Below are 13,128 nucleotides of genomic sequence, written 5' to 3' on the forward strand. Positions count from 1 at the left end.
GCTCGCGCGCGCACATCCCGGCGTGCGGTGTTGACAAAACCGGGTTGCCGAAACTGCAATGCCGGGCATGAGTACCGAGGACGTTCTCGCCGAAGTGGGGCCCCGGCTGCGCCGGCTCCGCAAGGACCGCCGGGTGACGCTGGCCGCGCTCGCGGAGACCACCGGGATCTCCGTCAGCACGCTGTCGCGGCTGGAGTCGGGGCTGCGCAAGCCCTCCCTCGAACTGCTGCTGCCGATCGCGCAGGCGCACCAGGTGCCGCTGGACGAACTGGTGGGGGCGCCGCCCGTCGGGGACCCCCGGGTGCGGGCCAAACCGTTCGAGCGGGGCGGGCGGACCTTCTATCCGCTGACCCGGCAGCCGGGCGGGCTCCAGGCGTACAAGGCGATCGAGCCGAAGCGCTCCGAGGAACCGCGAACGCGCACCCACGAGGGGTACGAGTGGCTGTACGTGCTCTCCGGGAAGCTGCGGCTGGTGCTGGGGGAGCACGACGTCGTGCTGACGGCCGGGGAGGCGGCGGAGTTCGACACGCGGGTGCCGCACTGGTTCGGGTCGACGGGGGAGGGGCCGGTGGAGTTCCTGAGCCTGTTCGGGCCGCAGGGGGAGCGGATGCACGTGCGGGCGCGGCCCAAGAAGACCTGAGTGTTCCCTCACGGCAAGCGACCGCTTAGTATGCGGATCGACCCCGGTCAGACGAAGCAGTCCCCCCGTGGAGGCCCCCCATGCAGGCATGGCACGTGCACGAGAACGGCGAGCCGAGCGAGGTGATGCGGCTCGTGGACGTGGCGCCGCCCACGCCCGGCGAGGGCCAGGTCCTGCTGAAGGTGCGCGCCGTGAGCATCAACTTCCCGGACGCCCTGCTCGCCCGGGGCCAGTACCAGATCAAGCCGCCGCTGCCCTTCACGCCGGGCGTCGAGCTGTGCGGGGAGACCGAGGACGGCCGCCGCGTCATCGGCAACCCGGTCCTGCCGCACGGCGCGCTCGCCGAGTACACCCTCGCCGACGCCGCCGCCCTGCTGCCCGCCCCGGAGTCCCTGGACGACGCCGAGGCGTCGGCGCTGCTCATCGGCTACCAGACGGGGTGGTTCGGACTGCACCGCCGGGCCCGTCTCGAAGCCGGCGAGACGCTGCTCGTGCACGCCGCCGCCGGCGGGGTCGGCAGCGCGGCCGTCCAGCTCGGCAAGGCGGCCGGCGCGCGCGTCATCGGCGTCGTCGGCGGCCCCGACAAGGCCGCCGTCGCCCGCGAGCTGGGCTGCGACGTCGTCATCGACCGACGCGCGGACGACGTCGTCGGCGCCGTCAAGGAGGCGACCGGCGGCCGGGGCGCCGACGTGATCTACGACCCCGTCGGCGGGGAGGCGTACCAGCAGTCCGCCAAGGCCGTCGCCTTCGAGGGCCGGATCGTGGTCGTCGGCTTCGCCAGCGGCTCCGTGCCGAGCCCCGCCCTGAACCACGCGCTGGTGAAGAACTACTCGATCCTGGGCCTGCACTGGGGCCTGTACGGCACCAAGAACCCCAAGCTGATCGCGCACTGCCACGAACAGCTCACCGAACTCGCCGACCGGGGCGCGATCAAGCCCCTCGTGAGCGAGCGCGTGCCCCTCGCGGACGCGGCCGGCGCCGTGCAGAAGCTCGCCGACGGTGCCACCACCGGACGGGTCGTCGTGGAGGTCTCCGCATGACCGACGCGAGTGAACTGCGCCGCCGCACCACCGAGTTGCTGGCCGCCCACCCGCCCGCGACGACCGAACGGCTGGACTTCCTGCGCGCCCGCTTCGACGCCGGGCTCGCCTGGGTCCACTACCCCGTCGGACTCGGCGGCCTCGACGCGCCCCGCGCCCTCCAGGCCGTCGTGGACGCCGAGCTGGCGGCGGCCGACGCCCCCGACAACGACCCGCGCCGCAACGGCATCGGCCTCGGCATGGCCGCGCCGACCATCCTCAAGTACGGGACGCCCGAGCAGCACAGCCGCTTCCTGCGGCCCCTGTGGACCGGCGAGGAGGTCTGGTGCCAGCTCTTCAGCGAGCCCGGCGCGGGCTCCGACCTCGCCGCACTCGGCACCCGCGCCGTCCGCGAGGGCGACAACTGGATCGTGAACGGGCAGAAGGTGTGGACGTCCGGCGCGCACAACGCCCGCTGGGCCATCCTCATCGCCCGCACCGACCCGGACGTCCCCAAGCACGCGGGCATCACCTACTTCCTGTGCGACATGACCGACCCCGGCGTCGACGTCCGCCCGCTGCGCCAGATCACCGGCGAGGCCGAGTTCAACGAGGTCTTCCTCACGGACGTCCGCATCCCCGACGCCCACCGGCTCGGTGAGACCGGGGACGGCTGGCGGGTCGCGCAGACCACGCTGAACAACGAGCGCGTCGCGATCGGCGGCATGCGGCTGCCCCGCGAGGGCGGGATGATCGGGCCCGTCGCCAAGACCTGGCGCGAACGGCCCGAGCTGCGCACGCACGAACTGCACCAGCGGCTGCTGAAGCTGTGGGTCGAGTCCGAGGTGTCGCGGCTCACCGCCGACCGGCTGCGCCAGCAGCTCTCCGCCGGGCAGCCCGGACCCGAGGGCGCCGGGATGAAGCTCGCGTTCGCCCGCCTCAACCAGGAGATCAGCGGCCTGGAGGTCGAACTCCTCGGCCCCGAGGGCCTGTTGTACGACGACTGGACCCTGCGCCGCCCGGAACTCGTCGACTTCACCGGGCGCGAGGCCGGCTACCGCTACCTGCGCGCCAAGGGCAACAGCATCGAGGGCGGGACCAGCGAGGTCCTGCTGAACATCGTCGCCGAACGCGTCCTGGGCCTGCCCGCCGAGCCGCGCACCGACAAGGACGTCGCCTGGAAGGACCTCGCCCGATGAGCGATCTGTTGTACTCGGAGGAGGAAGAGGCCCTGCGGTCCGCCGTACGGGACCTGCTTGGCGACCACTGCGACCCGGCCGGGGTCATCGCGCGCGTGGAGTCGGACGCCCCGCACGACACCGCCGCCTGGAAGGCGCTCGCCCAGAACATGGGCCTCGCCGGGCTCCTGGTCCCCGAGGAGCTGGGCGGCCAGGGCGCCACGCACCGTGAAGTCGCCGTCGTCCTGGAGGAGTTGGGCCGCTTCGTCGCGCCCGTGCCCTACCTGTCCAGCGCCGTCGTCGCCACCGAGGCGCTGCTGGAGTGCGGTGACGCGGAGCTGCTGGAACGGCTCGCCTCCGGCCGGGCGGTCGGCGTCCTCGCGGTCGGGCTGCACCGCGCCCCGGGCACCGCGTTCTCCGTCGCCCGCCTCGAAAACGGGCGCCTGCACGGGCAGTTGACGGGGATCGCGGACGCCGGCGCCGCCGACGTGCTGCTGGTTCCGGCGGAGGACGGCGGGCTGTACGCGGTCGAGGCGGCCGACGCGGCGATCGCCCCGCAGTCGTCCCTCGACCTCACCCGCCCGCTGGGCACGGTCACGCTCGACGGCGCCCCCGGCCGCCGCCTCGGCGAGTCCGCGCCCGCCGTGCACCGCGCGCTGCGGTCCGCCGCCGGACTGCTGGCCTCCGAGCAACTGGGCGTCGCGGACTGGGCGTTGACCGAGACGGTCCGCTACCTCAAGGACCGCACGCAGTTCAACCGGCCCGTCGGCGGGTTCCAGGCGCTCAAGCACCGGCTCGCACAGGTCTGGCTCGAAGTCGTCAACCTCCGCGCCGCCGCCCGGAGTTCGGCCGACGCGCTGTCCACCGGAGAGGACGTTGAGGTGGCCGTCGCGGTCGCCCAGGCGTACGCGTCGCCCGCCGCCGTGCGGATCGTCGAGGAGGCCCTGCAACTGCACGGGGGCATCGGGATGACGTGGGAACACCCCGTCCACCTGTACCTCAAGCGGGCCAAGGCCGACTCGATCGCGTACGGGACCGCGGGGGCCCACCGGACGGCGCTGGCCGCACTGGTGGACCTCCAAGCACCCTGAGTTCCACCGGCGTTCACTTCGCAGGGCCCGTCCCACCCGGGGCGGGCCCTGTGCCGTCCTCGGTGAACTGACGGCGGCGGTCCGGCCAACTCCTGCGCCGCTTCCTCCTCTTGAGGTGTCCACGCCCGCATACTCGCGGGGGACCCCCACGGAAGAGACAGGGAGCAGCGCATGGCCCTCACCACCCGCCGCAGAGCCCTCGGCACCCTCGGCGTCGCCCTCGCGGGCAGTCTCGCCCTGCCGAGCGTCAGCGCCCTCGCGGCCGAACGCCACCCCGTACGCCGCCCGTTGTGGCGGGCGCACGCGCACAACGACTACGAGCACCCCCGCCCCCTCTTCGACGCCCTCGACCACCGCTTCGGCAGCGTCGAGGCGGACATCTTCCTTGTCGGCGACCAGCTTCTGATCGCCCACGACGCGAGCGAACTCGACCCCGCCCGCACGCTCGAAGCCCTCTACCTCGACCCCCTCGCCGCCCGGGTGAAGGCCAACCACGGCTCGGTGTACCGGGGGCAGCGCCGGCCCCTCCAACTCCTGATCGACATCAAGACCGAAGGCTCCTCGACCTACCTGGAGCTGGACCGCCACCTGCGCCGCTACCCCGGCCTGTTCACCACCTACGCGCACGGCCGGATCCGCGAGGGCGCCGTCACCGCCGTCATCTCCGGCGACCGCGCGGCACGCGGCCCCCTGGAGGCGCAGACCGTCCGCAGCGCCTTCTACGACGGCCGCCTCGCCGACCTCGGCACCGCCGCGCCGGCCTCGCTGATCCCGCTGATCAGCGACAACTGGACGCGCACCTTCACCTGGAGCGGCGTCGGCGCCTTCCCCGACGCCGAACGCGCGACACTGCGCGGGATCGTCGACCAGGCGCACGCGCGCGGCCAGCAGGTCCGTTTCTGGGCCACCCCCGACCTCGCCGGGCCCGCCCGCGACGCCCTGTGGGGCGAACTCCTCGCCGCCGGCGTCGACTTCCTCAACACCGACGACCTCGCCGGACTCGAAGCGTTCCTCGACACCCGCACGGCCGCGTAACCACCCGTTCGAGGGACAGGTCACTCGCCCGATCCGCCCCTCCGCTACGCCACACTTGCGGCCGAACGCCGCAAAAGCGGACGTAGCGGAGGAGGTTGGCGTTGGCCCTGTCCATTTCCCTGGTCGTACTGCTGCTGATCCTGGTGGTGGTCTTCGTCCGCACCGGCGGACTGAAGCCGTCCCACGCCGTCACCTGCCTCCTGCTCGGCTTCTTCCTCGCCGGCACGAGCATGGCGCCCACCATCCACAGCGGCCTCACCGCGACGGCGGACCTGGTGGCCGGCATCCGCCCCTGACGGGCTGGTCAGCCCCGGAACGGCGTGAAGTGCGCCGGCGCGTGGTCGATCGGCAGCCCGGGGCGCCAGGCGGTGAGGGACTGCGCGCTGCACACGAACAGGGACGGCGGCAGCCGGTCCAGCGGATACCAGCGCCAGTCGCCGACCCGCTCACCCGGCTGGTCCGAAGGCTCCCCGCGCCACTTCTCCACCACGGCGCCGACGGTGACGCGGACGACACCGTCGACATGGTCGAGGAGCGTCCCGAGCAGCCGCACGTCCCGCGCGTCCGCCTCGATGCCGGTCTCCTCGCGCAACTCCCGCACGACCGTCTCCTCCAGCCGCTCGCCGGGCTCGGACGTGCCGCCGGGCAGCTCCCAGGTACCGCGCCGGTGCCGGCCCAGGAGGAGCCCGCGGGGCCCGTGGAGGATGGCGCCGACCCCGAGGGCGGCGTGCGGGACGGGCGGGAGGTTCGTACGGGGGCGGGACGTCGTGCGCGGCGGGCGGCGGGCGCGGAAGACGCGGTAGGAGGCGGGGTTCGCGGGGTCGGGCGAGGCGACCGTCTCGACGCGGTCGACGCTCAGCCCGTGCTCCGTCAACAGCCCTTCCCACAGCTCCGGTTCGAGCACCCACATCCGCACGCTCTCCTCACCGCCGCCCGCGAGCCGCAGGGGTTCGGGGCGGGCGGTGACCGTGCCGGAGGGGCCGGCGCCGTCCGAGTCGGTGTGCAGCACCGAGAAGCACAGGACGGCGCCCGGCGCGAGGGCGGTCGCGAGGGCCGGGAGGAGGCGGTACGGGTCGATGTACGGCAGCGAGCCCACCGCGTACACGACGTCGTACGGCTCCGCCGTCGCGCGCAGGTGGTCCACCGCGTCCGCCGTGATCAGGCGCAGCCCCGGCAGGTCGCCGTACCGCGCGCGGGCCCGCTCGATCTGGCCGGGCGAGGCGTCGACGGCGTCCACCCGGGCGCCGTGCGCCGTGACGAGGTGCGCGGCGTGCCGGGCGAGACCGCAGCCCAGGTCCAGGACCCGGCGCCCCGTCAGCTCGCCCAGGAACTCGGTGCCGGGGCCCACGCCGGGGAACCCCCAGTCGACGCGGTCCGCGTCCTCGACGGGCGTGCCCCGGCGCAGGTGGTGTTCCGCGTAGGTCTGCCAGACGGCGGCGTTCACGGACTCGGGGGACTGCGGCACGGGCACCTCCAAGGCGGGCCGGGACGGCGGGAGTTCAGCGCACCGGGTGCTTGCTCATGATCGACACCCGGTTGAACGCGTTGATGGTGACGGCCGCCCACACGACCGCCGACACCTGATCGTCCGTGAACACCTCACGCGCCCGCGCGTACGCGGCCTCCTGGGCGTCCGCGTCCGTCGTGAGCGTCGTCACCTCGGCCAGCGCCAGTGCCGCGCGCTCCTGCGGGGTGAACAACTCGGTGTCCCGCCAGGCCGCGAGCACACCGAGCCGGCGCGCGGTGTCGCCCTCGCGCAGCGCCGCCTTGGTGTGCACGTCGAGACAGAAGGCGCAGCCGTTGAGCTGGGAGACCCGCAGGTTCACCAGCTCGATCAGCGTGCGCCCGAGCCCCGCCTCGGCGGCCGTCGCCCGCACCGCCTCCGAGGTCTGCACCAACGCGTGGTACGCCTTCGGGCTCTGCTTGTCGATGAAGATCCGTCGCGTCACGGGCAAATCCAACCACGGGGCGGCCGGGCGCACCCACCCCTTCCCATGCCCTATGATTGATCTTGCGAGGCCGCCCCAACTCGGGGCGCCGGACAGTGCGTTGGTGGTCCAAGGAAAGACGTCCCGCTTCCTGCGGGGAGATGCAGGTGCAAGGCCGGCCCAGCGCTCAGAGTCGAAGCCCGTCCTGTTCAGCGGGGCGGGCTTCGCGCGTACCCGGCGCCTCGCCCTCGCGGATCGCGTACCGCCGGTGCAGCCGCCGCAGCGGCGCCGGCGCCCACCACGTCGCCCGCCCGCCGAGCCGCATCGCCGCCGGCAGCAGCGCGCCCCGGATCAGCGTCGCGTCCATCAGCACCGCCAGCGGCAGCCCCACCCCGTACGCCTTCACGAAGGTGATCCCGGAGACCAGGAACGCCAGGAACACCACCGAGATGAGGACGGCGGCGGCGGTCACCATCCGGCCCACCCGCTCAAGTCCCATGGCGACGGCGGCCGTCGGCGACCCGGTGCGCTCGTACTCCTCCCGGATCCGGGCCAGCATGAACACCTGGTAGTCCATCGCCAGCCCGAAGGAGAGCGCGAACAGCATCACGGGGACGATGGACGCGATCGTGCCGGTGACCGTGAAACCGCCCAGCAGGGACGCGAGATGACCCTCCTGGAAGATCCACACCAGCGCCCCGAACGTCGCCGTGAGACTCAACCCGCTCAGCATCAGGGCGAGTACGGGCAGCAGCACACTGCCCGTCAGCAGGAACAGCAGGACCACCATGGCGAGCGCGACCGCGCCGAGCGCGTACGGCAGCCGGTCGGCGAGCGAGCGCGTGGTGTCCCGGTCGACGGCCGCGATCCCGCCGACCAGCGTCTCGAACGGCGCGTCCAGCGACCGGACCTCACCCACCAGGGCCTTCGCGTCGGCGGCGGAGGCGGGCACCACGGAGAGATACGTCCCGCCCCCGATCACGAACCGCTCGTGCGCCGGGCTCGCCGGCGACACCAGCGCCCCCTTCGCGTAGCTCCCGGCCACGCTGTCGACGCGGGCGGCGTGCGGGAGCCGCGAGAGGCGGGCGGCGTAACCGGCGACCTCCTCGGCCGGCCCTCCCTCGGCCAACTCAGCCTCGGGTGCCACCACTTGCAGCGCGTTCAGCTCCCCCGAGTCGAACCCCTCCCGGATGGCCGTGGCGACCTGCCGCGCCTTCGAACTCTCCGGCATGCTCCGCTCGTCGGCCATCCCCAGCCGCATCCCGAGCGCCGGCGCCCCCAGCAGGATCAGGAACGCCAGCGCGACCGTGACGACCGGCACCGGACGGCGCATCACGAACAGGGCGAGCCGGTGCCAGAATCCCGTCCGCTCTCGCGCAGAGCCCCCACGCCGGCTCTCCACCCTCGCCCCGAGCACGACGAACAGCGCGGGCAGCACCGTCAGCGCCGCCCCCGCCGACAGCAGCGCCGTCAGCATCCCGGCGTACGCCATCGACCGCACCGCGGGCAGCGGGAAGAACAGCAGCCCCGCGAGGACGACGGCGACGGTGACGGCGGAGAACGCGACCGTGCGCCCGGCCGTCACCATCGTCGTCCGCAGCGCCTCCCGGCGGGGTGCCGTGCGCAGTTCGTCGCGGTAGCGGGTGACCATCAACAGGCAGTAGTCGACGGCGAGTCCGAGACCGAGGAGGGTGACGACGCTCAGCGCGAAGACCGACAGGTCGGTGACGCTCGCCAGGATCCACATCAGGCCCATGCCGACGAGCAGCGCGACGAACGCGACGATCAGGGGGAGCAGCGCGGAGACGACGCTGCCGAAGACGACGAACAGGATGACGAGGGTCACCGGGAACGCGATCAACTCGCCCTTCGCGCCGTCCTGCTGGGTCTGTTTCCCGGCCTCCTGCTGGAACACCGCGTACCCGCCGACGGCGACGTCGAGCCCGTCCTGCTCGCCCTCGTAGCGCGGCAGCAGCGTGTCGAGCCGCTTGCCGGCCGCCGTCTCGTCCCCGGCGACCGTCGCGACGACCAGCGCCCGCCCGCCGTCCTCGGAGCGGAGCTGGGGCGCGCGGCCGGCCGTCCAGTACGAGGAGACGTCCCGGACGCCGGGTTCCTCGGCGAGCTTGCGGGTGAGCCGGGTGCCCGCCTCGGTGGCCGTGGCGTCGTCCACCCCGGCGGGGGCCGTGACCAGCAGCGTCAGGTTCGGGGCGCCCTGGCCCGAGCGCGCCAGGACCGCCGCCGCCCGGCCCGACTCGGTGGTCGGGTCGGTCAGGCCGCCCGCCGTCAGCTTGTCGAACAGGGTCGCGCTCGCGGCGCCGCCGAGCAGCGCGAGCACCGCCGCCGTCACGAGCACCGCTCTGCCCCGCCGCCAGATCAACTCCGCCAGTCGTGCCGACATGCCTGTCCCCTCGCCGGTGTCGTGTCGCACACGAGAGGGGCCGAGCCCGGGGTTTGTGACAGGCGGGAGCGGAAAGAGACGTGGATCACATGTGCGGCCCGGACCCTGGGCCCCGCATGGGGGCCGGAACCCAGGGAGTCCGGGGGCCGGATCACGCCGGTTCGAGGCGTTCCCGCAGCCGGCGGGCCAGCTCCAGGCGCTGGACCTTCATCGTCGCCGTCCGGGGCAGCTCGGCGAGCGGGAGCTGGATGGGGTCGGCGAGCTGGGGGAAGTCCTTCACCGCGCCCCGCCAGCGCGCCGGGTCCAGCGGCACGTTGTTCTTCGTGCACACCACCGGCACCGCCTCGCCCGAGGGCCCCGCGACCAGCACCAGCTCGACCAGCTCGTCGAGCCGGCCGAGGACCGCGTCCTCGACCTCCAGCGTGGAGTCGACGTTCTCGATGACGTCCACGGCCCGGTCCAGGACGTGGACCCGCCCCCACCGGTCGCGGTAGCCGACGTCACCCGTGCGCCACCAGCGGCCGTCGCACTCCTCCTGGTAGCGCTCGTCCTCGGCGTAGTAGGTGATCGCGCGGCCGTCGCTCATCACCTCGATGAAGCCGGGCGTCTTCTTCGAGGGCCGCTGCCCGTCGCGCGGCACCACCCGCAGGTGCGTCATGCCCGGCAGCGGGTAGCCGAGGCAACGGCCGTTCGCCTTCAGGGCGTTCTTGCGGGTGTACCAGCGGGCGACGAGCGGACCGCACTCGCTCTGCCCGTAGAACTGGAAGAAGATCGGGTTGCGGCGCAAAGACGCCGAGAGCAGCTTGTGGATCGTGGGCGGGTGGATCGCGTCGAACGTGCCGCTGTAGTACTTGACGTTCGACAGCGGACGCAGCGGATGCTCCACCAACTCCTCCCACTCCACGAAGGTGTTGGGGTGCGTCTCCACGATCCCCGGCCTCGTGCGCGCCAGCAGCGGCGCGACCCGCTCCGGCTCGGGGTCGTCGATGACGACGACCGGCATGCCGTGCTCCAGCATCACCGCGAGCGCCATGTACATCCGCGAGTGGACGAACGAGACGTGGACGGCGTACGTCTCCCGCTCCCGGATCAGCCGCACCAACCGCTCCTGCGGCCGGTAACGCCCGCGCAGCGACAGCGCGGTGTGCACGACCAGCTTGGGCACCCCGGTCGTCCCGGACGTGTGCGTCATCAGCGCCGGCTGGTCCCCGTCGAGCCTGACCGGCGTGCGGCGCGGGGAGCCCGCCAGCTCCTCCAGGGACACGGTGCCGGGGCGCTCGCCGCGCGGCACGATCACCCGGGCCGCCGACTCGGCCAGCGGCAGACCGGCCAGCGGGCCGCTCAGCTTGGCCTCGTCGGTGAGGAGGTTGGGCCGCTCCAGGCGGTCGAGGAGCGCGCGGACCGTCGTCCCGTCGAGCGCCGGCGACAGCAGCACCGGCACCGCGCCGAGCCGCGAGGCCGCGCACGCCAGGAGGTAGATGTCGAAGTTGTGCGTCTTGTAGAGGGCGATGTGTTCACCGGCCCGGACGCCGGCCGCCCACAGCCGGGCGGCCAGGTCGTCGACGAGGTCGGCGAGCGAGGCGAACGTCAGCTCGCGGCCGGCCTCGGGGACGGTGTCGATGTCGTGGTCCAGGGTGACCGGCACCCCCGGGTGCCGGGCCGCCGCCTCCTCGGGCACGAGCCCGAGCCTCAGCGGCTTCTTGCTGGCGGGCAGGTGGAGCGCCATCATCCCTCCTGGGGACTCGCGAAGGTGGTGGACAGCCGCTGCGTCAGCAGCCGTGCGTCGGTGTCGGTCAGCCGGACGCCGAAGATCTCGCGCAGGGCCCGGACGGCGCCGGCGGCGCCCAACTCCCGCCGCTCGCCGGCCCCGTCGGTGTGACGGGTCGTCAACTCCGTGTTCAGCAGGGTCTGCTGACTGACTGCGTCGCCGCGCATCGCGACGAGCTTGCCGGTGAACGTGGAGCGGGGGTGGTGGGCGGTGTAGTGGTTGGAGACGTCGAAGTCGACGGCGTGGTGGCGCTCCAGGCGGAACGCGTACAGGTCGAACCAGCCGTCGTCGTGCAGCGACTGGAGGACCCACTGGTCGTCCTCGCGCACCACCCGCCAGGCGAAGCCGCCCTCGGTGTGCGTGGCGCCGTCCGCCAGGGGCAGCGGGGCGAGCGGGCTCTCGGCGCCGAAACCGACGTCCGCGAGCAGCGTCTCGCCGCCCGCCTCGACGAGGAGCGTGGTGTGGGCGCGGTAGCGGACGGTCTTCCTGCCCTGCCGGACGCGGGCGAGGTGCCGGGTCACCGGCAGGCCCAGGCGTTCCAGGGCGGCGGCGAACAGCAGGTTGTGCTCGAAGCAGTAGCCGCCCCGGCCGCCGGTCACCAACTTGCGCTGGATGTCGGTGAGTTCGAGGGAGACGCCGCGCTCGAGGGCGACATCGACGTTCTCGAAGGCGATCGCGGCCCGGTGGGCCCGGTGCAGGGCGTCCAGGGTCGTGCGCGTGGCGGTCAGGGGGCCCGCGTGGCCGACGCGGGCCAGGTAGGCGTCGAGGTCCAGGAGGTCCCCGCCCCACTGCGGGTCCGCCGGTGCTGCCGGGGTGAGTACGGTGTGATCCGTGGCCATGCGCCGGATCCTGTAAGCGGCGCCCGGGGCCGGGCAACGCGGCCGAAAGCAGTTCGTCAGGTCCCGCAGGGCGGCAGCGCGGCGACCGCGCAGGCCACCGACGCGAGCGTCAGATGGCGGTGCCAGCCGGTCAGGGAACGGCCCGCGAAGTCCTTCAGACCCGTCTGCCGGGCCCTGGTCACCGCCGTGCGGCCGACCCGGTCGGCGTGCTTGGTCAGGCGCAGCAGGACCGGCGCGGGCAGGCGCATGTTGGTGACCCACAGGTGGGCCGGCGGCCTGCGCGGGTCGGTCCACTCGCCCAGCAGCAGCGCGGGCCTGCGGGCCGCCGTCGTCACCGGGACGGCCGCCGCGAGCGACACCGCCGGGGCGGGGGAACCGTCGTGCCACTCGACGGGCCTGCGCAGCGACGTCACCGCCGCGAGGGTGTCGCGCGCCGGACGCGGGCCCGCCCCGTACCCCGGCAGGGCGGGGTCCGCCATGCGCAGGGGGGCGGACGGCTGGGTGCGCGCGATCGCCGGGAACGGGGCGAGGGGCAGCCGGGTGAGGGCGTCGGGGGCGTCGACGCCGTGGACGTCCAGGACGACCGGGCGCCGGGGGGTGTCCGCCGAGCCGAGGGCTTCCAGGACGGCGGCGGTGACGCCGTCCTCGTAGGGCTCGTCCGGGACGATGTCGTCGTCCGGGAGGTACAGGCGCCACGCCACGGGGGTGACGACGTCCGGGGAGACGAACCACACGCCGAACGACTGCCGGCACCGGGGGGTGCCGCACGGGCGTTCGCCGCTCCTCGGCAGCGGCATCGGCTGCACCACCCACGCCGCGAGCGGGTGCGTCGCCGCCAGCCACTCCACGAGCGCCGCGCGCACCGGACGCCAGTCCCAGGTGGACCCCGTCACCAGGTGGTGCAGCCGCTGCTCGGCCGCCGAGTCGCCGCCCGTGTGCTGCGCGATGCTCCGGAACGACTTCCGCCCCGGCGTCGACAGCAGCCCCCGCACGTACTCCTCCGCCCGCCGCCGCTGATCACGCCTCGGCAGCGCCCCGAACACGGCCGCGCACATCTCCCGCGCCGCGTCTTCCTGAACGAGCGTGTTCATCGAGCCTCCTGGGACGGTTGGGGGTGGACGACGCCTCGTCGACGCCGGGGGAGGGGGAGCGGTCCGGAGAAGGAACGCTCCGGAGGAGCGGTCGGCGGGCCCGCCCGGTTCCCGGGGGATTCGCGAGGTGGCCGGTTCACG

At 73.7% G+C, this 13,128-nt stretch carries 12 protein-coding genes; 6 read left to right on the forward strand and 6 right to left on the reverse strand.

Annotation, left to right across the window (positions count from 1 at the left end; all coding sequences use genetic code 11):
- Positions 1 to 67: 67 nt before the first annotated feature.
- From IAG44_RS34425 to IAG44_RS34450, 6 genes are all read left to right on the forward strand, one after another.
- Positions 68 to 640, forward strand: coding sequence for a helix-turn-helix domain-containing protein (locus tag IAG44_RS34425; RefSeq protein ID WP_187750980.1), 573 nt, complete (start codon positions 68 to 70; stop codon positions 638 to 640).
- Between the two features lie 80 nt (positions 641 to 720).
- On the forward strand, positions 721 to 1,680 hold the full coding sequence (locus IAG44_RS34430; protein WP_187750981.1) for an NADPH:quinone oxidoreductase family protein: 960 nt from the start codon (positions 721 to 723) through the stop codon (positions 1,678 to 1,680).
- Positions 1,677 to 2,858 (forward strand): acyl-CoA dehydrogenase family protein, encoded by a 1,182-nt coding sequence (locus IAG44_RS34435; protein WP_187750982.1) that lies wholly within the window; start codon positions 1,677 to 1,679, stop codon positions 2,856 to 2,858. The genes IAG44_RS34430 and IAG44_RS34435 overlap by 4 nt, the downstream gene beginning before the upstream one ends.
- A complete protein-coding gene (locus tag IAG44_RS34440) occupies positions 2,855 to 3,928 on the forward strand; it encodes an acyl-CoA dehydrogenase family protein (protein WP_187750983.1) in 1,074 nt (357 codons plus the stop codon). The genes IAG44_RS34435 and IAG44_RS34440 overlap by 4 nt, the downstream gene beginning before the upstream one ends.
- A 171-nt stretch (positions 3,929 to 4,099) precedes the next feature.
- A complete protein-coding gene (locus IAG44_RS34445) occupies positions 4,100 to 4,963 on the forward strand; it encodes a phosphatidylinositol-specific phospholipase C/glycerophosphodiester phosphodiesterase family protein (protein ID WP_187750984.1) in 864 nt (287 codons plus the stop codon).
- A gap of 101 nt (positions 4,964 to 5,064) precedes the next feature.
- Positions 5,065 to 5,259 (forward strand): hypothetical protein, encoded by a 195-nt coding sequence (locus IAG44_RS34450; RefSeq protein ID WP_187750985.1) that lies wholly within the window; start codon positions 5,065 to 5,067, stop codon positions 5,257 to 5,259.
- Positions 5,260 to 5,267: 8 nt separating this feature from the next.
- Here the strand turns inward: IAG44_RS34450 and IAG44_RS34455 are convergent, their stop codons facing one another.
- The 6 genes from IAG44_RS34455 to IAG44_RS34480 form a co-directional block, all read right to left on the reverse strand.
- Entirely contained in the window at positions 5,268 to 6,428 is a 1,161-nt protein-coding gene (locus IAG44_RS34455; protein ID WP_246562251.1) for an NUDIX domain-containing protein, read from the reverse strand.
- Between the two features lie 34 nt (positions 6,429 to 6,462).
- Positions 6,463 to 6,912 carry a carboxymuconolactone decarboxylase family protein gene (locus IAG44_RS34460; RefSeq protein WP_246562253.1) on the reverse strand — a complete coding sequence of 150 codons (450 nt, stop codon included), beginning with the start codon at positions 6,910 to 6,912 and terminating at the stop codon, positions 6,463 to 6,465.
- 166 nt (positions 6,913 to 7,078) lie between these two features.
- The gene (locus IAG44_RS34465; protein WP_187750988.1) at positions 7,079 to 9,289 is read right to left on the reverse strand and encodes an MMPL family transporter; all 2,211 of its coding nucleotides are present in this window, start codon (positions 9,287 to 9,289) and stop codon (positions 7,079 to 7,081) included.
- Positions 9,290 to 9,440: 151 nt separating this feature from the next.
- Positions 9,441 to 11,015, reverse strand: a complete 1,575-nt coding sequence (locus IAG44_RS34470; protein WP_187750989.1) for a class I adenylate-forming enzyme family protein — start codon at positions 11,013 to 11,015, stop codon at positions 9,441 to 9,443.
- Positions 11,015 to 11,896 carry an arylamine N-acetyltransferase family protein gene (locus IAG44_RS34475; protein WP_187750990.1) on the reverse strand — a complete coding sequence of 294 codons (882 nt, stop codon included), beginning with the start codon at positions 11,894 to 11,896 and terminating at the stop codon, positions 11,015 to 11,017. The genes IAG44_RS34470 and IAG44_RS34475 overlap by 1 nt, the downstream gene beginning before the upstream one ends.
- A gap of 56 nt (positions 11,897 to 11,952) precedes the next feature.
- Positions 11,953 to 12,987: an IS701 family transposase gene (locus tag IAG44_RS34480; protein ID WP_187750991.1), complete on the reverse strand. Its 1,035-nt coding sequence runs from the start codon at positions 12,985 to 12,987 to the stop codon at positions 11,953 to 11,955.
- Positions 12,988 to 13,128 lie beyond the last annotated feature (141 nt).

The sequence above is a fragment of the Streptomyces roseirectus genome (assembly GCF_014489635.1).
Classification (GTDB): Bacteria; Actinomycetota; Actinomycetes; order Streptomycetales; family Streptomycetaceae; genus Streptomyces; species Streptomyces roseirectus.

Bases quoted from the DNA above. Each gene is read 5' to 3' on its own strand.
- IAG44_RS34445 (WP_187750984.1), top strand. From the start codon at position 4,100: ATGGCCCTCACCACCCGCCGCAGAGCCCTCGGCACCCTCGGCGTCGCC.
- IAG44_RS34435 (WP_187750982.1), top strand. From the start codon at position 1,677: ATGACCGACGCGAGTGAACTGCGCCGCCGCACCACCGAGTTGCTGGCC.
- IAG44_RS34440 (WP_187750983.1), top strand. From the start codon at position 2,855: ATGAGCGATCTGTTGTACTCGGAGGAGGAAGAGGCCCTGCGGTCCGCC.
- IAG44_RS34475 (WP_187750990.1), bottom strand. From the start codon at position 11,896: ATGGCCACGGATCACACCGTACTCACCCCGGCAGCACCGGCGGACCCG.
- IAG44_RS34425 (WP_187750980.1), top strand. From the start codon at position 68: ATGAGTACCGAGGACGTTCTCGCCGAAGTGGGGCCCCGGCTGCGCCGG.
- IAG44_RS34480 (WP_187750991.1), bottom strand. From the start codon at position 12,987: ATGAACACGCTCGTTCAGGAAGACGCGGCGCGGGAGATGTGCGCGGCC.
- IAG44_RS34470 (WP_187750989.1), bottom strand. From the start codon at position 11,015: ATGGCGCTCCACCTGCCCGCCAGCAAGAAGCCGCTGAGGCTCGGGCTC.
- IAG44_RS34430 (WP_187750981.1), top strand. From the start codon at position 721: ATGCAGGCATGGCACGTGCACGAGAACGGCGAGCCGAGCGAGGTGATG.
- IAG44_RS34465 (WP_187750988.1), bottom strand. From the start codon at position 9,289: ATGTCGGCACGACTGGCGGAGTTGATCTGGCGGCGGGGCAGAGCGGTG.